Origin of the sequence: Mordavella massiliensis (assembly GCF_016902415.1) — a bacterium.
GTDB lineage: Bacteria > Bacillota > Clostridia > Lachnospirales > Lachnospiraceae > Merdimonas > Merdimonas faecigallinarum.
Genome location: NZ_JACJLV010000006.1, coordinates 23,130 through 47,842 on the forward strand (window position 1 = coordinate 23,130; position 24,713 = coordinate 47,842).

Annotated in this window: 25 protein-coding genes and 1 tRNA gene; 4 read left to right on the forward strand and 22 right to left on the reverse strand. The window is 51.2% G+C overall.

The window, feature by feature from the left end:
- Positions 1-52: 52 nt before the first annotated feature.
- From H6A13_RS02885 to argS, 3 genes are all read right to left on the reverse strand, one after another.
- Positions 53-1,360, reverse strand: a complete 1,308-nt coding sequence (locus H6A13_RS02885) for a S1C family serine protease (RefSeq protein ID WP_338042994.1) — start codon at positions 1,358-1,360, stop codon at positions 53-55.
- A 104-nt stretch (positions 1,361-1,464) separates the two neighbouring features.
- The gene (locus tag H6A13_RS02890; protein WP_204908126.1) at positions 1,465-2,613 is read right to left on the reverse strand and encodes an alanyl-tRNA editing protein; all 1,149 of its coding nucleotides are present in this window, start codon (positions 2,611-2,613) and stop codon (positions 1,465-1,467) included.
- Between the two features lie 4 nt (positions 2,614-2,617).
- A complete protein-coding gene (gene argS / locus H6A13_RS02895; protein WP_204908127.1) occupies positions 2,618-4,384 on the reverse strand; it encodes an arginine--tRNA ligase in 1,767 nt (588 codons plus the stop codon).
- 177 nt (positions 4,385-4,561) lie between these two features.
- Between argS and H6A13_RS02900 the strand changes: the two genes are divergently transcribed.
- From H6A13_RS02900 to H6A13_RS02915, 4 genes are all read left to right on the forward strand, one after another.
- The gene (locus H6A13_RS02900; protein WP_204908128.1) at positions 4,562-5,203 is read left to right on the forward strand and encodes a flavin reductase; all 642 of its coding nucleotides are present in this window, start codon (positions 4,562-4,564) and stop codon (positions 5,201-5,203) included.
- A 145-nt stretch (positions 5,204-5,348) separates the two neighbouring features.
- Positions 5,349-5,717 (forward strand): GntR family transcriptional regulator, encoded by a 369-nt coding sequence (locus tag H6A13_RS02905; RefSeq protein ID WP_204908129.1) that lies wholly within the window; start codon positions 5,349-5,351, stop codon positions 5,715-5,717.
- 13 nt (positions 5,718-5,730) lie between these two features.
- A complete protein-coding gene (locus H6A13_RS02910; RefSeq protein ID WP_204908186.1) occupies positions 5,731-6,432 on the forward strand; it encodes an ABC transporter ATP-binding protein in 702 nt (233 codons plus the stop codon).
- Positions 6,426-7,280, forward strand: a complete 855-nt coding sequence (locus tag H6A13_RS02915; protein WP_204908130.1) for a hypothetical protein — start codon at positions 6,426-6,428, stop codon at positions 7,278-7,280. Before H6A13_RS02910 ends, H6A13_RS02915 begins: the two co-directional genes overlap by 7 nt.
- A 61-nt stretch (positions 7,281-7,341) precedes the next feature.
- On the opposite strand, the gene H6A13_RS02920 is transcribed toward H6A13_RS02915, so the two are convergent.
- The 19 genes from H6A13_RS02920 to H6A13_RS03010 form a co-directional block, all read right to left on the reverse strand.
- The gene (locus H6A13_RS02920) at positions 7,342-7,671 is read right to left on the reverse strand and encodes a branched-chain amino acid transporter permease (protein WP_204908131.1); all 330 of its coding nucleotides are present in this window, start codon (positions 7,669-7,671) and stop codon (positions 7,342-7,344) included.
- Positions 7,662-8,381: an AzlC family ABC transporter permease gene (locus H6A13_RS02925; protein WP_204908132.1), complete on the reverse strand. Its 720-nt coding sequence runs from the start codon at positions 8,379-8,381 to the stop codon at positions 7,662-7,664. Before H6A13_RS02925 ends, H6A13_RS02920 begins: the two co-directional genes overlap by 10 nt.
- A gap of 39 nt (positions 8,382-8,420) precedes the next feature.
- On the reverse strand, positions 8,421-9,059 hold the full coding sequence (locus H6A13_RS02930; protein ID WP_204908133.1) for a hypothetical protein: 639 nt from the start codon (positions 9,057-9,059) through the stop codon (positions 8,421-8,423).
- 46 nt (positions 9,060-9,105) lie between these two features.
- Positions 9,106-9,177 (reverse strand) — tRNA-Arg (locus H6A13_RS02935).
- A gap of 113 nt (positions 9,178-9,290) precedes the next feature.
- Complete coding sequence (locus H6A13_RS02940; protein WP_243424711.1) at positions 9,291-10,358, reverse strand: DUF5688 family protein; 1,068 nt, start codon at positions 10,356-10,358, stop codon at positions 9,291-9,293.
- Between the two features lie 84 nt (positions 10,359-10,442).
- A complete protein-coding gene (gene efp / locus H6A13_RS02945) occupies positions 10,443-11,006 on the reverse strand; it encodes an elongation factor P (protein ID WP_204908134.1) in 564 nt (187 codons plus the stop codon).
- 83 nt (positions 11,007-11,089) lie between these two features.
- Positions 11,090-11,602, reverse strand: a complete 513-nt coding sequence (locus tag H6A13_RS02950) for a YqeG family HAD IIIA-type phosphatase (protein ID WP_204908135.1) — start codon at positions 11,600-11,602, stop codon at positions 11,090-11,092.
- Positions 11,595-12,386: a shikimate kinase gene (locus H6A13_RS02955; protein WP_204908136.1), complete on the reverse strand. Its 792-nt coding sequence runs from the start codon at positions 12,384-12,386 to the stop codon at positions 11,595-11,597. Before H6A13_RS02955 ends, H6A13_RS02950 begins: the two co-directional genes overlap by 8 nt.
- Before the next feature lie 43 nt (positions 12,387-12,429).
- Complete coding sequence (locus H6A13_RS02960) at positions 12,430-13,140, reverse strand: peptidoglycan recognition protein family protein (RefSeq protein WP_243424712.1); 711 nt, start codon at positions 13,138-13,140, stop codon at positions 12,430-12,432.
- 82 nt (positions 13,141-13,222) lie between these two features.
- On the reverse strand, positions 13,223-14,260 hold the full coding sequence (locus H6A13_RS02965; protein WP_204908137.1) for an aldose epimerase family protein: 1,038 nt from the start codon (positions 14,258-14,260) through the stop codon (positions 13,223-13,225).
- Between the two features lie 66 nt (positions 14,261-14,326).
- On the reverse strand, positions 14,327-15,781 hold the full coding sequence (gene guaB / locus H6A13_RS02970) for an IMP dehydrogenase (protein ID WP_204908138.1): 1,455 nt from the start codon (positions 15,779-15,781) through the stop codon (positions 14,327-14,329).
- Positions 15,782-15,861: 80 nt separating this feature from the next.
- Complete coding sequence (locus H6A13_RS02975) at positions 15,862-16,353, reverse strand: DUF6106 family protein (RefSeq protein WP_204908139.1); 492 nt, start codon at positions 16,351-16,353, stop codon at positions 15,862-15,864.
- A 110-nt stretch (positions 16,354-16,463) separates the two neighbouring features.
- Positions 16,464-18,083, reverse strand: coding sequence for a chaperonin GroEL (groL, locus tag H6A13_RS02980; RefSeq protein WP_204908140.1), 1,620 nt, complete (start codon positions 18,081-18,083; stop codon positions 16,464-16,466).
- A 47-nt stretch (positions 18,084-18,130) separates the two neighbouring features.
- Positions 18,131-18,415, reverse strand: coding sequence for a co-chaperone GroES (locus H6A13_RS02985; RefSeq protein ID WP_204908141.1), 285 nt, complete (start codon positions 18,413-18,415; stop codon positions 18,131-18,133).
- A 112-nt stretch (positions 18,416-18,527) separates the two neighbouring features.
- Positions 18,528-18,830, reverse strand: a complete 303-nt coding sequence (locus H6A13_RS02990) for a hypothetical protein (RefSeq protein ID WP_204908142.1) — start codon at positions 18,828-18,830, stop codon at positions 18,528-18,530.
- Positions 18,831-18,840: 10 nt separating this feature from the next.
- Positions 18,841-19,626 (reverse strand): GTP-sensing pleiotropic transcriptional regulator CodY, encoded by a 786-nt coding sequence (gene codY / locus H6A13_RS02995; RefSeq protein ID WP_204908143.1) that lies wholly within the window; start codon positions 19,624-19,626, stop codon positions 18,841-18,843.
- A gap of 74 nt (positions 19,627-19,700) precedes the next feature.
- Entirely contained in the window at positions 19,701-21,785 is a 2,085-nt protein-coding gene (gene topA / locus H6A13_RS03000) for a type I DNA topoisomerase (protein ID WP_204908144.1), read from the reverse strand.
- A 15-nt stretch (positions 21,786-21,800) separates the two neighbouring features.
- Positions 21,801-22,970 carry a DNA-processing protein DprA gene (gene dprA / locus H6A13_RS03005; RefSeq protein ID WP_338042995.1) on the reverse strand — a complete coding sequence of 390 codons (1,170 nt, stop codon included), beginning with the start codon at positions 22,968-22,970 and terminating at the stop codon, positions 21,801-21,803.
- Positions 22,971-22,982: 12 nt separating this feature from the next.
- Positions 22,983-24,530 (reverse strand): YifB family Mg chelatase-like AAA ATPase, encoded by a 1,548-nt coding sequence (locus H6A13_RS03010; protein WP_204908145.1) that lies wholly within the window; start codon positions 24,528-24,530, stop codon positions 22,983-22,985.
- Positions 24,531-24,713 lie beyond the last annotated feature (183 nt).

The following is a 24,713-nucleotide window of genomic DNA, read 5'->3' on the forward strand; positions in this document are numbered from 1 at the left end:
AAGATTTCCTTATGAGTGCTATTAGAATTTCTTACAATTCGATTTTTATTTCTTATTCAAAACTTTTGCCCAGTGTCACTTCCACATCGCTGCTTTCGTATTCGCCGCCGCGTCCCGGCACAGCCACGGTCAGCGTCACTTTGTCGCCCACGCGGTAATACTGGAGCTGCTCCTGCAGGGCGGACATGCTGTTTACGGAAGTTCCGTTGATGGCAGTAATGATAGAGCCTTTCTCGATCCCCGCTTTCTGGGCGGCGCCGCCGTCGACTACTTCAGATACATAGACGCCGGTAGGCATGTTATACATTTCCGCAAGATCCGTGCTTACATCCGCCTGGCTGCGGATCCCGATATACCCCTGCTCTTCTGCAGATACCTTGGTGCGGGTCTCCTGGTTCATCAGCTGATTGATGGTATCGCTTGCGTCTGAGATGGGGATGGCATACCCCATGCCCTCTACACTGTCTGCCGCTACTTTGGCGGTATTGATCCCGATCACTTCACCGTTGGCGTTCAGAAGCGCGCCGCCGCTGTTTCCGGGATTGATGGCCGCATCTGTCTGCAGCAGGTTTCCTTCATGGCCCTCCATGGTACGGTCTTTTGCGGAAATGATGCCTGTAGTCACAGACTGACCGTAACCCAGCGCATTTCCGATGGCGATCGCCGGTTCTCCCACTTTGAGTTTATCGGAATCTCCCATGGTCGCTACCGCGATCTGATCCATGGTGCTGTCCTTGATGTCTTTTAAGTTGACTGCCACAACAGCCAGATCCTGTGCCGCGTCCGTGCCTTTTACATTGGCTTCTACGCTTTCTTCATCAATAAATGTAACCGTCAGCGTATCATTTCCCTCTACCACGTGGTTGTTGGTGGCAATGAGAAGCTCAGAGTCGTTCTGGCCGATGATAATACCAGAGCCGACGCTCTCGCTTTGCTGCTCCTGAATGCCTCCAAAGAAGTTCTGTACTTCTTCCACGCTCATGTTGGTGATGGAGACGATCGACGGCATGGCTTTTTCGGAAATATCCGCAATGTCCGAAGAAACTGTGCTTCCGGAAGCTGTGGTCAGTTTTGCGTCACCGGAGGTCTCTGTCTGTTTGAGGGAACCGGAAGATTTCTCTCCGGATCCGAAGATCCGGTCGCCTACCACATTTACCGCCTGGAAGGACGCGCCTGCCACCAGGCCGAACACCAGGCCAAGGCAGGCAGCCTTGATCCATTTTGGCGTCTTCTTTCCCGGTTTCTTTTGGGGCCCTCCCTGCGGGTCCTGCCCATGGAACTGGCCTGCGCCGTTCTGATTCTGAGATTGATAGTTTGTATTTTCATTGGGATTGTAATAGTTATACTGGTTATCCATCATTTATATTCTCCTTTCACTGGCTCATTTTCTTTTTCTGCTTGTAGTCTACTTTGAAATTGTGTTGAAACTGTGATAAAAGAGTTAGAAAATCATGAATTCCCTGTCTAATTCCCAAAAAATCTCCGGATCTCTTCTTCGGTCCCGTGAACCGATCCCTGTACCATCTCCGCTTTGCCGCCGCCGCGTCCGTGGAATGCTTCATTCAGCCTTTTGCCCGCCGGACGAACGTCTTCCTTATGGCTTCCGCAGACATAACGGTAGCCGTCCTCGTCATTTCCCGCAAACACCAGACAAATGTTCGCGCCCCTCTCCAGGAGAAGATTCATCAGCTCCCTTGGGCCGTTTCCGGTCAGCTTCCCGTCAAAGACCAGCGTGTATTCTCCGTCTACCGGGATCTCGCGGGCCTGATACCGCAGAAGCTTTTGCTGCATGGAGGCCAGACGGTCCTTTTGCTCTTTTTGTTCTTCTTTTAAGCGGGCTGCGGCTTCTGCCGTCTCCCCTTCTTTTACGCACAAAAGAGCAGAGATTTCTTTTACATTTCTTTCTTTTTCCTCATAATCACGCAGAGCCCGGCTCCCCGCCAGCATGGTGATCCGCTCGCCGCCTTTGTAGTGGTCCATCTGCACCAGCTTGATCAGGCCGATCTCTCCGGTTTTCTTCATATGGGGCGCGCAGCAGGCGCACACATCGTAGCCGGGGATGGTGATGATCTGCACCGGTCCGGTCAGTTCGATCTTACTGCGGTATTCCATATGGCTTCTTTCCTCATCAGAGGGAAAAGAAGAGATCACATCCAGGTTCTGGAACACTGCCTGGTTTGCCTTCCATTCGATCTCTTTTAACTGCTCTTTTGTAATGGGGCCGTTAAAATCCATGGTGCAGTAGTCTTCTCCCAGATGAAAGCCTACGTTGTCGTATCCGAACATCTGGTGGACCAGACCGGACACGATATGCTCTCCCGTATGCTGCTGCATCCGCTCAAAGCGCACCTCCCACAGGATCCGCCCTTCCACTTCTTTTCCTTCCGGAATCGGTTCTTTCGTGTAATGCCAGATCACTCCGTCCCTTTCATGGACGTCGGTGACTTCCACCTCATCCAGATATCCCGGATCCGCATACTGGCCGCCGCCTTCCGGGAAGAATACGGTCCGGTCCAGCGCGATCTGGTAGCCGTCTTTTCTCTGCTCACAGGAAAGCACCTTTGCATGAAAGGTGCTTCTGTGGCTGTCCTGATAATATAATTTTTCTGTCATCTTCCTACATCCTCTCCGGCGCTTCAAAGGCCAGTACGTCAATACATGCCTCCAGCACCTCTTTGACCAGCTTCAGAAGGCCCAGATAACTCTGCTTCTTCTCTTCCTGCTCTTCTGTCAGGATCTTCGTCTCATGATAGAACCGGTTAAATGCATTAGCCAGATCATAAATATAAGCGCAGATCTTATGGGGCGCAAGCTCTTCGCTGGCTGCTTCCAGAACCTCGTTATATTTCACGGTCTCCAGCATCAGCGCCTTCTCACAGTCACTGTCTGCCGGCAGGATCGTAAGGCTGTCAAGCGCATTTCCCTCTTCCCGATACTTGTTCAGGATCGACTTGATCCGTACGATCGTATACAGAATGTAGGGGCCTGTATTTCCCTCAAAGGAGGTAAACCGGTCCACATCAAAAATATAGTCTTTCGCCGCCTGGTTGGAAAGATCGCCGTATTTGATGGCAGCCAGTCCTACCGTCTCGGCAGTCTTTCTGGCGTCCTCTTCCTCCACTGTGCGGTTGTCCATGATTTTTTTCATCATCTCGCCGTTGATCTCTGCGATCAGGTTTTCCAGGCGCATCACGCCGCCTTCCCTGGTCTTAAAGGGCTTTCCGTCTTTTCCGTTCATGGTGCCAAATCCCAGGAAGACAAGCTCCGTCTCCTTCGGCACGATGCCGGTCTTCTTCGCTGCGCGGAACACCTGCAGGAAATGCAGATCCTGCCGCTTATCTGCCAGATAGATTACCTGATCCGGGTGATAGTCTTCTTCTCTTTGCACCAGTGTGGCCAGATCCGTGGTGCCGTAAAGGGACGCGCCGTCGGACTTCTGGATCATGCAGGGCGGAACCTCCTTGGTGTCGGATTCTTCCTGCACATCGATCACCAGAGCGCCCTGGTCTTCGTGAGCGTAGCCTTCGGCTTTCAGCCGTTCGATCATATCCGGGATATAAGCCTGGGCGTCTGATTCTCCTTTCCACAGATCAAATTCCACGTGAAGTTTTTCATAATTCTTTTTCAGATCTGAGACAGAAACCGCCATGATATGGTTCCAGACCGCCCGGTATCCCCGGTGCCCGTTCTGCAGAAGATAGGTGGCATGCAGGGCCTCCTCCCGGTACGCCTCGTCTTCTTTGGCCTTCTGGCTGGCAGTGGGGTAGATCTCTTCCAGTTCTCCGATGGTAAATGGCGCTTCTTCCGGATATTCTCCCTGGAAATCCTCCTGGAAATACGGAAGCTGCGGCTGACGTTTCTTCAGCTCTGTAATGATCAGTCCCATCTGATAGCCCCAGTCTCCCAGGTGGATATCCCCCAGAACCTTATGGCCCATTTTTCTTGCGATCCTTTTGATACTCTCCCCGATAATGGCAGAGCGGAGATGCCCTACATGGAGCGGCTTTGCCACATTGGGTCCGCCGTAATCCACCAGGATCATCTTCGGATTTTCCACCGGATCAAGCCCCAGAGCGGGATCCTCTCCCATCTTATTTAAATAGTCTGCAATATATTCTTTGTTCAGTTTCAGATTGATAAAGCCCGGCTTTACCACAGACACCTCTTCAAAACAGGGACGGTCTTTGATCCGGCCGGCCACGTCTTCTGCAATCATAAAGGGCGCCTTTTTGTAGGTCTTTGCTCCCGCCATCGCGCCATTGCACTGGTATTCACAAAGATCCGGACGGTTGGACAATGTAACCTTTCCATAAGAAGGATCATACCCTGCCCCGGCAAATCCGTCCGCCAGTTCCTTACTGATCATATCTATTATCTTCTTCATCTGATACCTTCCTTCCCAAACTTACACTTACTTTACATATTCTATCACAAGCCCCAGCCTGCAACAACCTAAACTTTACAGGCAAAATGCAGAACTTTGCTTGCAAAATCCCTGTGAATATGATAGTATTTTAGTAACAATTACTATTATTATCTTATCAGAACCAGGAGGTGCAGTATGAATAAAAAAGTATTCCGCAATCTGTCCTACGGCGTCTATGTGGTGTCTACGCTGGACGGGACCAGACCTACCGGCTGTACGGCCAACAGCGTCATGCAGATCACATCCGAGCCGGCTTCCATTGCCATCAGCATCAACCATGACAACTACACCAATGGCTGTATCGCCAGAACCGGAACATTCGCAGTATCCATTCTGTCCGAAGATTCCGACCCGGGCCTGATCGGCACCTTTGGATTCCAGTCCGGAAAAGACGTGGACAAATTCGACGGCACGGCCCACACCATCCGGGACGGCATGCCTGTCCTAGACGACTGCTGCGGCTATATCGTCTGCCGCGTCATCGACAAAATGGAAACATCCACTCACACCGTATTTTTAGGCGAAGTCACAGACGGCGACGTATTAGAGACCGCTCCCGCCATGACCTACGCCTACTATCACAACGTGATCAAAGGCAAGAGCCCCAAAAACGCGCCCACCTATCTTCCGGAAGAAGAAGCGGCCGAGCCTTCGGCCCGCTGGGTGTGCAGCGTCTGCGGATACGTGTATGACGGCGAGGTTCCCTTCGAAGAACTGCCGGAGGACTATACCTGCCCGGTATGCCGGCAGCCAAAATCCAAATTCGTCCGGAAATAAATGTGAACAAAATGTGAAGGGGGACGTAGACCTTTTGCAAAGGTCTACGTCCCCCTTCACATTTTGTTCACATTTCTCTTGACAATCCGCGGCCAATGCATTATTGTACTAATTAGATAATACAATTAGAAGCGAGGTGAAGTCTATGCCATGGGAACTGGACAATGACCGGCCGATCTATCTGCAGCTGATGGAACGGATCCAGCAGGATATCGTTTCCGGCGTTTACCATGCAGGGGATAAGCTCCCGTCTGTGCGGGACCTGGCCATTGATGCCGCCGTCAATCCCAATACGATGCAAAAAGCATTGTCCGAACTGGAGCGGAGCGGACTTTTGCACTCCCGGCGGACCAGCGGGCGATTTATTACGGAGGATGAAACGATGTTACAGGAATTAAGAGACCGGCTTGCCGACCGGCACATTCACGACTTTATGGAAAAAATGAAACAGCTAGGCTTCCGCGAGGATGAGACTCTCAAGAAAATCCAGGACGCCATAAAGGAGGAACAGTAATATGAGCGGGGAAATGAATCCGATTCTGGAATGCCGGAATCTTTCTAAAAAATACAATCATCAGACGTATGCCCTGAACGACCTCTCCCTCTCTCTGGGAAGGGGACAGATCGTCGGACTTCTTGGTCCGAACGGAAGCGGAAAAACTACCCTGATCAAGCTGATCAACGGGCTTTTGATCCCTTCCGGCGGTTCTGTGCTGATCGACGGCATGGCGCCGGGCGTGGATACGAAGAAACTGATCTCCTATCTGCCGGAGCGCAGCTACCTGGACGATTCCATGAAAGTAAAGGATATCATCCATTATTTTACGGATTTTTATGAAAATTTCCACGCAGATAAAGCGTATGAAATGCTGGCAGACCTGGAGATTTCTCCGGAAGCAAGGATGCGCACGCTGTCCAAGGGAACCAAGGAAAAGGTACAGCTCATCCTGGTCATGAGCCGGGAGGCAAAACTCTATATCCTGGACGAACCCATCGGAGGCGTGGATCCGGCAGCCAGAGATTATATCCTTCATACGATTCTGAGCAACTACAGCGAAGACGCGACCATTCTTTTGTCCACGCATCTGATCCATGATATCGAAAATGTCCTGGACCACGTGCTTTTTCTGCAGAACGGACGTCTGGTCCTGAACGCTTCTGTAGACGACATTCGGATGGAACAGCAAAAATCCGTTGACATTTTATTCCGGGAGGTGTTCCGATGCTAGGAAAACTGATTAAATACGACTTAAAATCCATGAACCGGTTTCTCATCATCCTGCATGCATTTCTGCTGTTGATCGCGGTGCTTTTGCGCGTCTTTGTCACCAGCAGGATCCAGCTTCAGACCGATGAAGGAAGCCTCCTTTTTGCATTTGCCATCCTGGCCTACGTTCTGGCCATCACAGGCATTGCCTTTGGAACCGCCATTGTCATTGCCGTACGGTTTTACAAAAATCTGTTTTCCGATGAAGGATATCTGACCTGGACCCTTCCGGTCACTCCCGGGACCCATCTGCTGGCCAAAACCATTTCCGGCAGCATCTGGTCATTCATCGATAACGTCCTGGTCTTTGCAGCTCTCTACATCGGGATCGCAACACCGGATTTTCTCCGGCTGTTTGAATCCCAGAAAGAAGACCTGATGACCGAACTGGGATTCGTCGGAAAATATGCGGACATCACAGCCGGACAGCTGCTGGCCATTTTTCTTTTGATGGGGCTTCTCAGCTGCATCTGCAACGTGGTCATTTACTACGCTTCCATCGTGCTTGGCCAGTTGTTCCCGTCCCACCGGGTCGTAGGCGCTGTTGCCTGCTACTTTGCCATCACAACACTGGGCTCTGTCGCGTCCTTCCTGTTTACAGGCATCGCCCAGCTGTCTTCCGGAAACCTGAATTTCCGCTTCATCGTAAACTTCGGAGCAGAAGGAGCCGCCGGCACAGGAATGTCACTCACCTTCGTTGAATACATCTCGCAGGTTCTTGTCATCAGCCTGGGCGCTTCTCTACTTTTTAGCGCAGTGCTCTATATCATAAGTTATCAACTGATGAAGAAAAAAATAGATCTAAATTAACAAAAAAGTGACCGGGGACGGGGGATTTCTGGAAATCCCCCGTCCCCGGTCACTTTTTTGTTTACAGACACTGGATCAATACCATATAAAGTACGGTTCCCGCGCCAATGCTAAGCAGGTTGTTCCGTTTCCAGACATGCAGGAGGGCCGTCACCGCCACTGCCGCCGCTTCCGGCAGCCCGTAGGGCGCGGACCATACGGTTGTGGACCTTAAGCAGTACACCACCAGCATGCCGATGACTGCCGGCGTCAGCACCCGCCCCAGATACTTCACCACATCCGGGATCTCTTTCCCTTTTGGGAATACCAGAAAGGGAAAGACTCTGGTGCCAAAGGTTGTAACTGCCACAGCCAGGATGATCAGAAATGATGTGAATGCGCTTACCGGCATGGCTCCTCCTCACCCCCTTCCAGTCTTTTCCTTCCCACGAACAGTAACAGTGTGATCAGCAGCATGGCCGGCAGTACAAAGCCGTCCGCCCCGAAGATCTGCAGGCAGAAGCATGCCGCCAGCACACCGATCACCTCCGGCGCCCGGTTTTTCTTTTCCATCCACTGTTCCACAAAGATCACTACAAACAGCGCCGTCATGGCAAAATCTATGCCTTCGGAGTCAAAGGGCAGAAAATTTCCCGCGATCCCGCCGATCATGGATCCGATCACCCAGTAGGACTGATCAAGGAGTGACACGGCCAGAAGAAACTGATCTTCTTCCACATCTTCCGGAACCTTTGTGGTGCATAAAAGGGAATAGGTCTCGTCGGTCAGCCCAAAGATCATATACCATCTCTTCTTCCCCATGCCGTGAAATTTTTCCAGCAGGGAGATTCCGTAAAAAATGTGCCGGATGTTGACCATCAGCGTCAGAAAGATGACCTGGAGAAAGGAGACGCCCGGAGCGAAGAAATTCACGGCCAGATACTGCCCGGATCCTGCGTAGACCAGGAGGCTCATCAGCCCGGCCCACAAAAAGGAATATCCTTTTTCCGAAAACATGACACCAAAAGCGATCCCGATAAACAGGTAACCTGTTAATACCGGGATCGTGTATGGAAATGCTCTTTGAAATGCTTTTCTGTATCCTTTTCTGTATCCTTTCATTTTTCCTCCAAAAAGGAGGCCGCCTGCCTTTCTTCTGTCTTAGCTGCCTGTCGAATCCTCGTAGGCCTCTTTAAGATCCAGCAGGGCTTCCTGTAAAAGGGCGTCTGAGCGGACCGCCTCCTGATAGGAATCCTTCGTCTCCTGGAAAAGTTCCTGCACATCCTCATGCGCGGCCACTGTTTCCACAAAATCCTGTATCTCCTGATCCGCCGCATCCGTCTCTACCTGATATCTGCCTTCGCCGTCTCCGGTCACATAGACCGTCCCAAGCCCCGGCACCCGGGTATACACATCCCGGATCCTCATATCATACCGGACAAACGCCACGTATGTATCCTGGTACTTTCCAAGCTTTGTATAAACCTTCAGGTTCTCATACCCTTCCACAAAGCTTGTCTCATCCCCCAGTTTCCGGTAATACCGCTCCACTGCGGAAGCGATCCCCGAATGTTCCTGAAGTGTTAACGGGTTTGCGGACATGTCCCTGCTGCCTTCATTTTCCTGCTGAGCCGCTGTTCCCGTCATCTTTTGTTCTTCCATCGTTCTCTTCTGTGCTTTCTGGCTTTTGTCATCGGTAAGGATCCATCCGGCCGCCCCCACGATAAGGACCAGAATGATCAGAACAGCCGTTGTCCTGATCCTGCCCCGCTGGAGAAGGCCCTTTTGCCTTCCTTCCATAAGACTACCTCCATATGGCACATACTAAAATTGGATAAAAAAAGTACACACCCGGGCGGATTCGAACCGCCGCTCCCGCCTCCGGAGGGCGGTGCTCTATCCCCTGAGCTACGGGTGCATATCTCCGGTCTTCTAAAATGACCATGGATATATTAACACATATTTTTCATAAAGTAAAGAATAAAGTAAAGGAAATGCATCTCCGGCGAAAATGCATTTCCTTTTTTTCTCTTAGGAACAGGGGAAATATGTCAGTTCTTTCCGGTTCCTGTCATAATAGTAGGCGTGATCCGAGAGCACCTCCTCTTCCCGCACCTGGCTTTCATTGATCTCCTTCACCATAGAAGAAAGCTCCTCATAGGAAAATCCGTGGCGGTCTGGCGTAAGGATCACCTCATGGATGCTGCTGGGGAGCACATAATAATTGCAGGCCAGTTCTGCCGCAATCTTCTCCAGACATCCCTCGTACAGCACCGCCGCGGCCCCGTGGCTCCTTAACCGGTTGGTCAACACATACATCACGTCTGAGGCCACTTCCTCCGGCTCCTCTTCCGGCTCTTCTTCCGGCTCTCCTTCTGACTTCGGATCTCCCGCCTTTTCCAGAAAGGCCTCCGACAGTTCCATGATCACCGTCTTCATGGCAGAAAATTCCTCCGGCAGGATCCTTCTGGTGTTCCTGCAGGCCCTCTGATAAAGTTCCTCTTCGGTCACCTGCCACAGTTCCTGGTGCTCTTTGCAGACCATCATGGCTGCAGTGCCGGATTCCGCCGCCTCCACCATCACATAATAGACGATCGCCAGATCCAGGAAGGGGCGGAACGGCGCTTTCTCAAGCAGTTCCTGATTGGCTTTTCGATTCACCAGCCGGTAAACGATGCGATCCTTTACATAGCCGTAATCTTTCAGCTTCTTCGCCTCCCAGGAATGGCGGAACCGGACACGCGCATACAGCTCCAGCACTTCTCCTGCCACACATTCTTCCGAAAGCCCCATGCAGAATCTCTGGTAGTATTCCTCCAGAAAAATCGTAGGCGCGATGTTGATCCCTTTCTCTGTAAGCGTCAGTCCCTTGCGCCTGGTCCCGTTATTCTTCACAGCGGTATGGACCGTCACACGGACAGATGCTTCGGTCTTTTCCTCTACTCTTTCTCTTACGCGTAACACAAACTGATCATAGGTCATAATACTCCTTTCTTTGCTGCAGTTCTTGCCTCTTGTGGAATTCCCGGCAGATAAGCCGGACAGAAATATCTGACAGGCCGGCGGATGCGCCGGCGCATTTGGAATAGATAGGATCATTATAAAAAAGCCCTGCAAAAAATGCAAGGCTTTTTCTCTCATGTCTGATAGAAATTTGCAAAACGCCAGATGGCGCCGCGTCTCTTATACTCTGGACAGGTATTCTCCTGTACGGGTGTCGATCTTGATCATCTCGCCCTGGTCTACAAACAGCGGAACAGAAACCTGCGCTCCGGTCTCCACGATAGCCGGCTTTGTAGCGCCCTGTGCGGTGTTGCCCTTGAATCCGGGCTCTGTCTCTGTTACCTGCAGCTCTACGGTAAGCGGCGGCTCGATCGCAAACGGCTTCTCCTGATATAAGCTTACCGTTACCTCTTCATTTTCCTTTACGAATTTTAAGGAATCTCCCACATCCTCTGCGCTGACAGCGATCTGGTCAAAGGTCTCGTTATCCATAAAATAGAAAAGGTCTCCGTCATTGTAGAGATACTGCATTTTCTTTCTCTCAATAAACGCTTCCTGGAAGGACTCTGTCGGACGGAAGGTAGTCTCAACCACACCGCCGTTGATGATGTCTTTTAACTTCACGCGCACAAATGCTGCTCCCTTTCCAGGTTTTACATGCATAAATTCCATGACCTGACATACTTTTCCGTCAATTTCAAGGGTCATGCCATTTCTAAATTCACCTGCTGACTTTGTTGCCATTCTATAATCCTCCTTAATGGTGCCGTCCCGGCACTTCTACGTTTTGTTCGCTTTTATCATTTTATACTAAAATACGCCTGTTTTCAACCATTTTTTCGTTTCCTGGTCTCTCTCCTGTAAAAGAACAGCACGATCTTTTCCAGATACCGCTTCAGAACGATCTGAATCTCCTCCTTCGGATGCAGCGGCTTCACCAGGATATTGGGGATCCCCGCCCGCTTGGCGCCCCATACATCTGTAAAAAGCTGGTCTCCGATGAACAGGGTGTTGCTCCTGTCCGTCCCCATGATCTCCATGGCCCGGATATAATTTTTCGTGGAAGGCTTGTGGGCGTTATAGACGTAATCCACCTGGATCTTTTCATTAAACATCTTCACCCGCGGCTCCTGGTTGTTGGAGATCAGGCAGCATCGGTAGCCGATCCTTTTTAACCGTTCAAACAAGGCAACCGCCCGGTCGTCTGCCGGGGCATTGTGAGGGACCAGGGTGTTGTCAATATCAAAGATCAGCCCCCGGAATCCTTTTTCATACAGTTTTTCAAAATCGATCACATAGGTGGACGCAAGATACTGGTCCGGATAAAAGGTTTTAAACATTGGTCTCTTCCATTTCTGTCAGCCGCTGTACCAGTTCTTCACAAACCTGGAGAACACTCTTGTGGTCCGTCTGTACCACCAGGTCCGCGGCCGCCTCATATTTTTCTCTACGCTGTTCCATCAGTTCCGCGATGCCTTCCACATTTTTCCGTCCCTTTAAGACCGGACGCTCATCGCTGTCCTTCACTCTTTCATAGATGGTCTGGGGACTTGCGGTCAGAAGGACCACGCGGCCGTTCTTCTTCATTTCCTCCACATTGCGCTGCCGCAGGGCCGTGCCTCCGCCGCAGGAAATGATCATATTTTTACGCTCCTGCATCTCTTCCAGAAGCGCCGTTTCCAGATCCCGGAAATATTCTTCTCCATAGGTGGCGAAGATGTCCGGGATGCTCATTTCCTCCCGCTCTTCGATCACCTGGTCCATCTCCACGATCTCCATGTCAAACACGGTGCTCAGATAGTCGGAAATGGTCGTTTTCCCAGCGCCCATAAATCCGATCAGCACGATATTATAGTCAAAAAGTTTTCTCGCCTGGATCCGCTTGCTGTTTTTCAGGATCCGGTCAAAAACGTCATAGATCTCTTCCTGATACTTGTTATGCGTAAGCTTCTCCTCCAGCCTTCTCTTCTGCTTTTTCTCCTGAAGAGGCTGCAGGATCGGCATGCCGTATTCTTCTTTGTAAGCCATGATCTTCTCGACGATGCTGTTTCTTTCCACCAGCGCGTCAATGATCCTGTCGTCACACAGGGCCAGCTGCTCCCGGTACATTTCCAAATCATTCATGGTGCATTTCTCCTCTTACTCTACTTTTACCTGTACAATCATATCAGTAATTGAAATCTTTCGCAAGAGCTTCCTTTACATCTGCCCGGAAGTTTTCCCAGGCGTCCGTATGCTCCACAAAATACCGGGGACATTCTTTTCCCGTCACATCGTAATGACGGATCACGTCCTCTTCTGTCAGATCAAACTTCAGGCAGAGCCAGGCACAAAGATCCACCAGGGACGCATAGGTGGCGTCTGTAAATGCCCCGCTCTCGTCCGAATGGCAGCATTCAATGGAGACTGTATCGTTGTTCCGGCTGTTGGACGCATACGCCACCTCCCAGGTGGGCACGCACTGAACGATCTCGCCTTCCATCCCGATCACGAAATTACTGCTCACCTTTGTCTCATGGGTATCTTTCAGATTTTCAAAATAATTGCGGTTATCCATGGCTGTCGCCCCGGGATTGGCTGTATAATGCACCACGATCCCCCGGATCTTTTCCGTGGCGGTCCCTGGTCTGGAATAAGGATTCACCGTCAGAAGCTCCACATCCATGGGCGGCCGGAGGGCGTCGATCCCCTCGCCTGTGCGTTCCGTATAGGCGTTGGAGCAGCGGCCGGTAAACCAAAGGACGCCAAGGATCAGGAGCAAAAAAAGAAGCAGCACAAACCCCAGGCGGAGATTCCGTTTTCTTCTCCTCCTTCGCTGTGCTGCCATTCTCTTTCCGGCCGGATACATCCGGTCTCTTCTCACCTGCTGGTTCCTCATTTGCAAATCCTTCTTTACACTTCCTGTTCCTTTTCATCTTACCACAGGAAAAAGCATTTTTCCAAAAGAGAACCTTAGGATTTTATGAATTTTTCAAGAACCGGTATACAGTAGTGGTCTGGTAAATCTCCCCGGCCTTTACCACCGGAGTCAGGAAATTCTCATGATGAAGGGCGTCCGGATAATACTGGGTCTCAAAGCAGGCCGCCTGGCGCTTCTCATAGACCGCTCCGTCTTTTCCTGTTTCATGATCCACGAAATTAGCGGTGTAGAACTGGATGCCCGGAAGATCTGTGTAGACTTCCATGCGGATGCCGCTTTCTTCAGACTCCATTCCTGCCACCATCCGGAACCCGCTTCCGTTCAGAGCCCAGTTGTGGTCATAACCGCCTGCCAGTACAAGGGCTTCGTACTCTGCCCCGATCTCCCGGCCGATCTTCTTTTCCTTCCTGAAATCCATGGGCGTACCCTCTACCGGAAGGATCTCCCCGGTAGGGATCAGTTCCTCATCGGTCGGCGTGTATGCGTCCGATGAGATCCATGCCGTATGGTCCAGTACATTTCCCGCGTCGTGTCCGTTCAGGTTAAAATAACTGTGATTGGTAAAGTTAAGAGGGGTGTCCTGATCCGGTACTCCGCGGTAGAAAAGCTTCAGTTCTCCGTCTTCTGTCAGAGTATAGGTTACCTCCATGTCTACAGCGCCCGGGAAGCCCTGGTCTCCGTCGGGGCTGTGCAGGGAAAATGTAATTTCCTGGCCGGAGCGGGCTTTCACCTGCCAGATCCGCTGTCCTGCAAAGTCTCTTCCGCCGTGAAGGGTATTTTTTCCATTGTCATTTCGTGTCAGTTCGTACGTCTTTCCATTCAGAGAAAAACTTCCGCCCCCGATCCGGTTGGCCACCCGTCCGACAGTGGCGCCAAAGTGGCCGGTTCCATTCTCATAGCCTGCGACCGTATCATATCCCAGCACCACGTCCCGCAGCTGTCCATCTTTATCCGGCACCAGAAGCTTTACCAGCGTTGCTCCGAAATCCGTCACATACGCCTGCATCCCCTGCCCGTTTTCCAGGCGGTACATGGATGCTTTCTCCCCTTCTTTTGTCATTCCAAATGCTTCTGTCATGATTCTTTCCTCCTCCATATAAGACAGGCCCGGACCTTCCGGCACGGGCCTGTCAATGTGTCTTTTTTATTCGTCCACGCTGTAGTTCGGCGCTTCCTTCGTGATGTGAATATCGTGAGGATGACTTTCTCTTAACGCCGCAGCAGAAATCTTCATAAATCTGCCGTTCTTCTTCAGATCCTCAATGGTCGGTGTTCCGCAATATCCCATACCGGAACGTAAACCTCCCATCAGCTGGAATACGGTATCTTCCACGGAACCCTTGTATGCGACACGTCCTTCCACGCCTTCCGGAACCAGTTTCTTGGCGTCGGTCTGGAAGTAACGGTCTTTGCTTCCGTTTTCCATGGCTGCGATGGATCCCATGCCGCGGTATACTTTGTACTTTCTTCCCTGGTATAACTCGAAGGTTCCCGGGCTCTCGTCACATCCGGCAAACATGCTTCCCATCATACATACGTTCGCGCCTGCCGCGATCGCCTTGGTCATATCTCCGGAATACTTGATACCGCCGTCTGCAATGATCGGAATGCCATATTTATCCGCCACCTCGTAAGAATCCATAACTGCGGAAATCTGCGGCACGCCGATACCTGCGATGACACGGGTGGTACAGATGGATCCAGGTCCGATACCTACTTTGACAGCGTCTGCGCCTGCCTTGATCAGAGCCTCGGTTCCTGCTCCTGTCGCCACATTTCCTGCGATCACCTGCAGATCCGGGAATTTGGATTTGACCATATCCACGGTACGCAGTACATTTGCGGAATGTCCGTGAGCGGAATCCATAACCACAACATCCACCTTTGCGTTTACCAGCTCCTGGGCGCGCTCCAGACAGTTTGCGGTGATGCCAAGAGCGGCTCCGCAGAGGAGACGGCCCTGTCCGTCTTTTGCGGACAGCGGATACTTGATCTGCTTCTCAATATCTTTGATCGTAATGAGTCCCTTCAGGTTGAAATCCTTGTCAACGATGGGCAGCTTCTCTTTTCTTGCCTTTGCAAGGATCCGCTTTGCCTCTTCCAGAGTGATCCCTTCCGGAGCAGTGATCAGCCCTTCGGAAGTCATGGACTCTTTGATCTTTTTCGAATAATCTTCTTCAAACTTAAGATCACGGTTTGTGATAATGCCGACCAGCTTTCTGCCTTCTGTGATCGGCACGCCGGAGATCCGGAATTTGGCCATCAGATTGTTGGCGTCTTCCAGTGTGTTTTCCGGTGAAAGATAAAATGGATCTGTGATTACCCCGTTTTCAGATCTCTTTACCTTGTCTACTTCTTCTGCCTGTTCCCGGATCGACATGTTCTTGTGGATGATACCGATACCGCCCTGACGCGCCATGGCAATCGCCATACGGTGCTCGGTAACCGTGTCCATTCCGGCGCTCATCATCGGGATATTCAGCTTGATCTTCTTTGTCAGATATGTGGACAGGTCCACCTGATTGGGGATCACTTCTGAATAAGCCGGTACCAAAAGAACATCATCAAATGTAATTCCTTCTCCGATAATCTTACCCATGATCTTCATCCTCTCTTTCAACATTCGCTATGATTTTATATTTACCGGCAATCATATCAAAGATTGCCATGATTTGTCAACTACTTTCTGATCACTTTTCTGGGCGCCAGAATATAAAATCCTTCGATGATCGTCTCGTTCGGCTCAAAAATCACTTTCTTCAGTTCTCCGTGATCGGAAAGGATCAATGCATATTCTCTGGCCTGTCCGGTTCCGGAAGTAAAGTCCACGGCCTTTGCCTGCTGATAGAGACGCAGTTCCGGTGCGTCCAGAGGAGCCAGAAGCTCCATCTCTGATACATTCATGGAAAACATTCTCTTTCTCTTGGCCCGGTTCATGATCTTGTCAATGTCCAGATCGCCGTTGACATACAGATACTCGTACTCTACGTTCAGCCGCCGGAACATGATCACATCCAGCACGATCGCCAGGATCGGCAGGATCAGTCCGACCGGGAATATAAATACGATCAGAACGGTAAGAACCGTCAGCACGATCAGCCCTGTCTTGATCGCAAGATCCTTTGCGTCCGGCCGCTTTTTCACAAGCTGTTCTGTATAGTAGTCACTCATTTGTTTATCCTCCAACTATATGATCTATGCTTTCCCTATTGTAACATATTTCTGCATAAAAAGAAAACTCCTCATACGAGGAGTTTTCAAAATTTTCATATTTCCGGGAATTACATCATTCCCATTCCGCCGCCTGCCGGTGCAGCCGGTGTCTCTTCTTTGATGTTTGCCACTGCAGATTCTGTAGTCAGAAGTGTAGAAGCTACGCTGGTCGCATTCTGCAGAGCGCTTCTGGTTACCTTTGCAGGATCCAGGATGCCGCTTTCTACCATGTCTACATACTGCTCGCTCAGTGCGTCGAAGCCGATGCCAGGCTCAGACTCATAAACTTTATTAATGATAACGGAGCCTTCCAGACCTGCGTTGGCAGCGATGCGGAACAGAGGAGCTTCCAGTGCTTTCAGAACTACGTTTGCGCCTGTCTTTTCATCGCCTTCTAAGTCTGCCACCAGTTTGGAAACCTGTTTTGCAGCATGGATGTATGCAGATCCGCCTCCGGCAATGATGCCTTCCTCTACTGCTGCTCTGGTTGCTGCCAGGGCGTCTTCCATACGGAGTTTTGCTTCCTTCATCTCGGTCTCTGTAGCTGCTCCTACACGGATCACTGCTACGCCGCCGGCCAGTTTCGCCAGTCTTTCCTGCAATTTTTCTCTGTCAAAATCAGAAGTGGTTTCTTCGATCTGGTTCTTGATCTGTGCCACACGATCTGCGATCGCCTGCTTGTCGCCAAGTCCGTCTACGATCACGGTGTTTTCCTTCTGTACTTTTACAGATTTTGCACGTCCAAGCTGATCCATCGTTGTATCCTTCAGCTCCAGGCCAAGTTCTTCGGAGATCACCTCTCCGCCTGTCAGGATCGCGATATCTTTGAGCATTTCTTTTCTTCTGTCGCCGTATCCCGGTGCCTTTACAGCTACCACATTGAAGGTTCCACGCAGCTTGTTGACGATCAGAGTGGTCAGAGCCTCGCCCTCAATGTCCTCTGCGATGATCAGAAGTCTTGCACCGGACTGTACGATCTGCTCCAGAAGCGGAAGGATATCCTGGATGTTGGAGATCTTTCTGTCTGTGATCAGGATGTACGGATCTTCCAGGTTTGCTTCCATCTTATCCATATCGGTTGCCATATATGCGGATACATATCCACGGTCAAACTGCATACCTTCTACCAGGTCCAGTTCAGTCTTCATGGTCTTGGACTCTTCAATGGTGATCACGCCGTCATTGGAAACTTTCTCCATAGCGTCTGCCACCATCTTTCCTACTTCCTCGTCGCTTGCGGAAATAGCGGCTACTTTTGCGATCTGATCTTTGCCCTTTACCTTGCTGGACATTTCCTTGATCGCCTCAACAGCCTTATCTGTAGCCTTCTTCATACCTTTTCTGAGGATGATCGGGTTTGCGCCTGCCGCCAGGTTCTTCATTCCCTCATGCACCATTGCCTGTGCCAGTACGGTAGCTGTGGTAGTACCGTCTCCTGCCACGTCATTGGTCTTGGAAGCAACTTCCTTGATGAGCTGTGCGCCCATGTTCTCAAATGCGTCTTCCAGTTCGATCTCTTTTGCGATGGTCACGCCATCGTTGGTGATCAAAGGCGCTCCAAAAGATTTATCCAGAACTACGTTGCGTCCTTTGGGTCCAAGTGTGACTCTTACTGTATCTGCCAGTTTGTTTACTCCTGTTTCCAGTGCGCTTCTGGCCTCAGCGCCGTATTTGATTTCCTTTGCCATGATGTTTACTGCCTCCTAAATAAATTCAGATTCTGGATTGCTGCTTTCTATTCTACGATTGCAAGAATGTCATCCTGTTTTACAATGATGTACTCTTCATCGTCGATCTCTACGGTAGTTCCTGCGTATTTGGAATAGATGACCTTCTGTCCGACAGACACGTTCATCTGTACTTCTTTTCCGTCAACAGTTCCGCCGGGGCCGACTGCGATCACCTCTGCCTGCTGCGGCTTTTCTTTGGACTGTCCGGGGATCACGATCCCGGATTTGGTAGTCTCCTCTGCGATCAACTGCTTCAGAACAACTCTGTCGCCTAATGGTACTAATTTCATAGTCATATGCCTCCTTCGATGAATCTATTTGTTAGCACTCACTAAAAGAGAGTGCTGAAAAACTCTAGGTATAAAATAGCACTCTCTTTCTGATTTGTCAACACACTTTTATTTAGTTTACAAGATTTTTATAAAATCCATTTTGGATCCGGAATTTGATCACATTTCCCAGTTCATTCCAGTAGCGCTCCAGGATCATCCCCGTACAGGCGACGGTCCCGTCCGGCGTATCGATCCGGCATTCATAGATCCCGTCCAGGGAAAAGGCCGGAAGATCGGTCTCTGTTAATAAGTATATGCACTCTTCTTCCTTTTGATACCGGATCACCTGGCAGGAATAAGAGGCTTCGTCCAGATAACCGTCTTTTAAGATCACGCGCATCATCTTAAACCGGGCTTTACATTTCTCGTACATACGACCGCCCCTATTTCTGCATCCGTTCTTCTTTGATATGCTCAAGTTCTGTAAACACGTAGTCATTTACGACCTTGATGTAAGTTCCCTTCATACCGGAAGAGCGGGATTCGATGACGCCGGCGCTTTCGAATTTACGCAGGGCGTTTACGATCACGGATCTGGTAATGCCGACCCGGTCGGCGATCTTGCTGGCCACCAGGATCCCTTCTGTTCCGTCCAGCTCATCAAAAATATGGATGATGGCTTCCAGTTCGGAATAAGACAGGGTGCTGATGGCAGACTGCACGATATGCTCTTTTCTGCTTTCTTCTGCATTCTCCTCGTTGACGGAGCGGAGCATTTCCAGACCTACCACTGTGGTGCCGTATTCACTTAAAATGATGTCGTCGATCTCGTAGATCTGATTGATCTTGTAAATAAACAGAGTTCCCAGGCGTTCTCCTGCGATATCAATGGGGGTGATGATCGCCTGATATCCGCCTGCCACATCCGGGGAAAATCCCAGGGTTTCCAGGTTTACATTTTCTTTTGTGGACAGAATGCTCAGAAGTCTTTCATTCAACATTCCATCAATGTGGGTTCCCACCTTCTGCTCGATCAGTTCCTGGATCATCGGAACGCCTTCGCACTGGCTGCAGCCCAGCACTTTGCCCTTCTTGCTGATCACGACTACATTGGAATCCAGAATCTCCGTCAGTACTGCACAGATATCATTAAATACAACTTTACTGGAATTGTTATTGTGCAGTAACTTGTTAATTTTTCTTGTTTTGTCTAATAATTGTACACTCATGGGCAATCCTCCATCCTTATGAAGTTATATTATCATATGTTTTCAGTACGTTCAATAAATTTTCTAAATATTCTTTATACTTCTTTTGTTTTTTGTATATCTTCTACATATCCACATTTTTCGTCGCTGCACAGCAGTTTATTTCCTCTTTCCACCATGTAGCTTCCGCAACGCGGACATTTCTTTACGGATGGCTTCTGCCATGACATAAACTCACATTCCGGATTATTCTCACACCCGTAATACTTCCTGCCCTTCTTTGTCTTGCGGATGACCACGTCTTTTCCGCAGATCGGGCAGGGCACGCCGATTTTCTCCAGATAAGGCTTGGTGTTGCGGCATTCCGGGAATCCCGGGCAGGCCAGGAATCTTCCGTGCGGCCCGTATTTGATCACCATATGGCGGCCGCACTGTTCACAGACAACATCGGTGACCTCGTCCTCGATCTTGACCTTTTCCTGCTCTTCCTCCGCCTTCTTTACCGCCTCTTCCAGATCCGGGTAGAAGTTTTCAATGATCGTCTTCCAGTGGACCTTGCCTTCCGCCACGCCGTCCAGCAGGCCTTCCATATTGGCCGTAAAGTTGACGTCTACGATGCTGGGGAAGGACTGCTTCATAATGTTGTTGACCACTTCTCCCATTTCCGTCATATAGAGGTTCTTATTTTCTTTGGCCACATAGCGTCTGGATATGATCGTTGTGATCGTCGGCGCGTAAGTGCTGGGCCGTCCGATCCCCAGTTCCTCCAGGGTCTTGACAAGCGCAGCTTCTGTATAATGCGCCGGCGGCTGGGTGAAATGCTGCTTTGTCTCAAAACTGTCTTGGGTAAGTCTGGACTCCTGATCCAGCCCCTTCAGCAGCACATTGTTTTCTTCTTTCTCTTCGTCTGCTTCTGTATATACGCAGCGGAATCCTTCAAATACCACTCTGGACGCCGCCACGCTGAACCGGTACTCTCCGGCCGCGATCCGCACAGAGGTCGTCTCATATTTTGCCGGCTGCATCCTGCTTGCCACAAACCGCTTCCAGACCAGCTGATACAGGCGGAACTGATCTCTGCTCAGAGAATCCTTCATGGCAGCCGGCGTTCTGGTCACGTCGGTGGGACGGATGGCCTCATGAGCGTCCTGGATGCTGTGGTTTTCTTTTGCCTTTGCGGCATTTCCGGCTGCGACAAACTGCGGGCCGTAATTTCCCGCTATATATTCCCGGACATTCTGATCCGCCTCATCGGACACACGGGTAGAATCGGTACGCAGATACGTGATCAGACCCACCGTTCCATTTCCTTTGATGTCCACGCCTTCGTATAACTGCTGGGCGATCCGCATGGTTTTTGAAGTGGCAAAGTTCAGCACCTTGGACGCTTCCTGCTGCAGGGTACTGGTGGTAAAGGGGACCGGCGCTTTTTTGAACCGCTCTCCCTTTTTGATCTCTTCGATCTGATACTCTGCCCCGTCCAGATCTTTTACGATCTGATCCAGCTCTTCCTTTGATCGGATGGTCAGCTTCTGATTGCCTTTTCCATAGAATTTCGCCTTTAAAAGCTTCTTTTCCCCTGCTACTTTCAGATTCGCGTCCAGGGTCCAGAATTCTTCCGGGATAAATGCGTTGATCTCGTCCTCCCGGTCCGCAATGATCCGCAGAGCCACGGACTGTACGCGGCCCGCGCTTAATCCCCGTTTTACTTTTGCCCATAAAAGGGGACTGATCTTATATCCCACGATACGGTCCAGGACTCTTCTTGCCTGCTGGGCGTCCACCAGATCCGTATCGATCTCCCTTGCATTTTTCAGGGATGCTTTTACCGCTGTCTTTGTAATCTCGTTAAAACTGATCCGATAGGTTTTCTTTTTCTCCAGCTTCAGGGCCTGGCTTAAGTGCCAGGAAATCGCCTCTCCCTCCCGGTCCGGGTCAGTTGCAAGATAAACCTTGTCTGCTTTTTTGACTTCCTTTCTCAAAGCAGCCAGGATCTCGCCTTTTCCGCGGATCGTGATGTACTTTGGCTCATAATCATGCTCAATGTCTATTCCAAGCTGGCTCTTGGGAAGATCTCTTACATGGCCGTTGGATGCCATAACCACATAATTGCTTCCCAGAAACTTTTTGATCGTTTTCACCTTTGCCGGTGACTCCACGATTACAAGATAGCGTGCCATATCTTTCCTCCGTTACTACGCTTTTTCGCCAGAACTTTTTCCTGCCCTGACATAATGATTTTTTGAAACTTCTCTGGCATATCCTTCCAGCACCAGCGATACCAGGGCTTCCATAACCTTTTGCGGGCTAAAACCTGTTTCTTCTATAATAGTGCCGGTACTTTTTGGAAATAAGCCGAGACAACTATACACCATATGTTCGGGACTTTCAAGCATTTTTTTATTTCTGTCAGATTTTTTCAATAAATGAATCCGATCTATCCCCAATTCTTCCAGAAGGTCTTCCGGCGACAGAAGGATGCCGGCGCCCTGGCGGATCAGCCGGTGGCACCCCTGGCTCAGCGCGCTGTCTGCAGGCCCGGGCAGGGCATACACATCCTTTCCCTGTTCCAGCGCCTGGTCCGCCGTGATCAGTGAACCGCTTTTCTCTTTTGCTTCCATGATCAGGATCACATCGGAAAGGCCGCTGATGATCCGGTTGCGCTCCGGAAAATAAGCAGGCAGCGGCGGTTCCCCCGGGGCGCGCTCCGCGATCAGGCCGCCGTTCTTCAGGATGTCCATGTACAGCCCGATGTGCTCCCTCGGGTAGCAGACATCCACACCGCAGCCCAGGACTCCGTAGGTCTTCCCGCCTGCATTGAGGGCTCCCCTGTGTCCGGCGCCGTCAATCCCCCTGGCCATGCCGCTGATCACCGCGACTCCGGCTCCCGCCAGGGTTTCTGCATACTCCAGCGCCATCTCCTCCCCGTAGGGCGTACATTTCCTGGCTCCTACGATCGCGACTGCCGGCTGGTTCTCAGGCGGCAGCTCTCCGCGGACATAGATGGCATAGGGCGGATCCGGAATCCGGGAAAGCCTGGACGGATAGGCAGGATCGTCATAGAGGATCAGCCGGATCCCGCTTTCTTGCAGTTTTTCCCAGCTTTCTTTGAGCCCCCGCAAAAATTCTTCCTGGTTCCGGCTGTCACGCCCGGTCTGCAGGACTCTGCGGTCCCGGTCGGTCAGATATATTTCCTGATCCAGCCTGGTTTCTTCTATATAATATACAGCCCGGGCGCTTCCGTATGCATCCCGCAGCATTCTTTTTTTCCTGGCCGAAAGAGGCTTCAGCGAAGCCAGCCAGTATTCGTAGAACATGTCCTCCTCCCCGACAGAAGGAGAACCTGGATTTTTCTTATTTTCCATATCCTGTCCCTCCTAACGTCCCCAGTATTTCTTATCCATGGTGCGGTACCCCACGGCTTCTTTCAGATGCCGGGCCAGGATCCGGTCGCTTTCTTCCAGATCGGCAATGGTGCGGGCTGTTTTCAGGATCTTATGATACGTCCGGGCTGTCAGGTCCAGCGCCTGAAATGCTTTTTGCATCAGCTTCTCCCCTTCCCGGTCCAGGGCGCAGTATTGCTCCAGACTCTTACTGTCCAGCTGTGCATTTGCGCGGATCCCGGTTCCCAGGTATCGGCTTTCCTGGATCCTTCTTGCCCGGCACACCCTGTCCCGGATTTCTCTGGAAGTTTCTTCCTTTGGCGGCGTACCTTCCCTGGAAAGGCGCAGATCCTCATAAGCGGCTTTGGGCGCCTCCACGCACAGATCGATCCGGTCCAGAAAGGGCTGGCTGATCTTTCCCAGATATTGCCGGATCTGCCCCGGGGTGCAGCTGCATTTCCCCAGATCCGGATAATTTCCGCAGGGGCAGGGGTTCATCGCAGCCACCAGCATAAAATTTGCCGGGAACCGGTAGGTTCCGTGGGTTCTGGCGATGCAGACCGTGTGTTCCTCCAGAGGCTGGCGCAGGACTTCCAGCACCGGTTTCTGAAATTCCGTCAGCTCATCCAGGAACAGCACTCCGCCGTGGGCAAGGCTGATCTCCCCGGGCGACGGCGTCCGGCCTCCGCCGATCAGCGCGGCCTTTGTCACAGTATGGTGGACCTCACGGAACGGCCGCTCCGTAATCAGCGGGCGGCGCTCATCCACCAGCCCGAGGACACTGTAGACCGATGTCATCTCCAGGCTTTCTTCCCAGGCAGGCGGCGGCAGGATGGTGGGGATCCTCCTTGCGATCATGGACTTTCCGCTGCCGGGAGGCCCCACCAGCAAAAGATTATGCCCGCCTGCGGCCGCAACTTCCGCCGCCCGCTTTACTGCCTGCTGCCCCCGGACTTCCGAAAAATCCGTGTTCTTTTCAGCTGTTTGCACATTTCCCGCACCCTCTCCGGAAAACGGGCAAAGCTCTATTTCTCCGTTCAGATAGGCCAGAAGCTGTCTGATATGCGATACGCCGATCACCGGGATCCCTTCCGCCAACGCCCCCTCCGGCCCGTTCCCTTCCGGCACGATACAAGCACGAAGCCCGGCCTTCCTGGCCTGCCAGACCACCGGCAGGATCCCAGGCACCTTCTTTACACTTCCATCCAGGCTCAGTTCTCCCACGATCAGGAGATTTTCCAGCCTGCCCGGCGGAATCATCCCCAGCACAGCCAGGATAGAAACCGCAATCGGCAGATCATAAGAAGCCCCCTTTTTCCGCAGCGTAGCCGGCGCCAGATTTACCATGATCTTTTTCGGCGGAAGCTTCACATCCACATTCCGCAGCGCCGTACGCACCCGGTCCGCAGCCTCCTTCACCTCCGAAGAAAGATATCCCACCATATGCAGCATCGGCAGCCCGTTACTAATATCCGCCTCCACGCGGATCATCTCCACCTGCAGCCCCTGGATGCAGGCAGACGTTACACAACAAAACGCCATTCACACACCCCATTTCCAAAACATCATCCGTGAACATCGGCCGAAGCGGCCAACAGAACAAAAGAAATCCGGAACCCCGTCAGAAACAGCCAGAAGGCATCCGTTCCGGAAAGATAACAACATCATAGCCCATCTCCCCCGAAGCTGTCAATCGGGTACAGGGTAATTTCCAATTAGGTACAG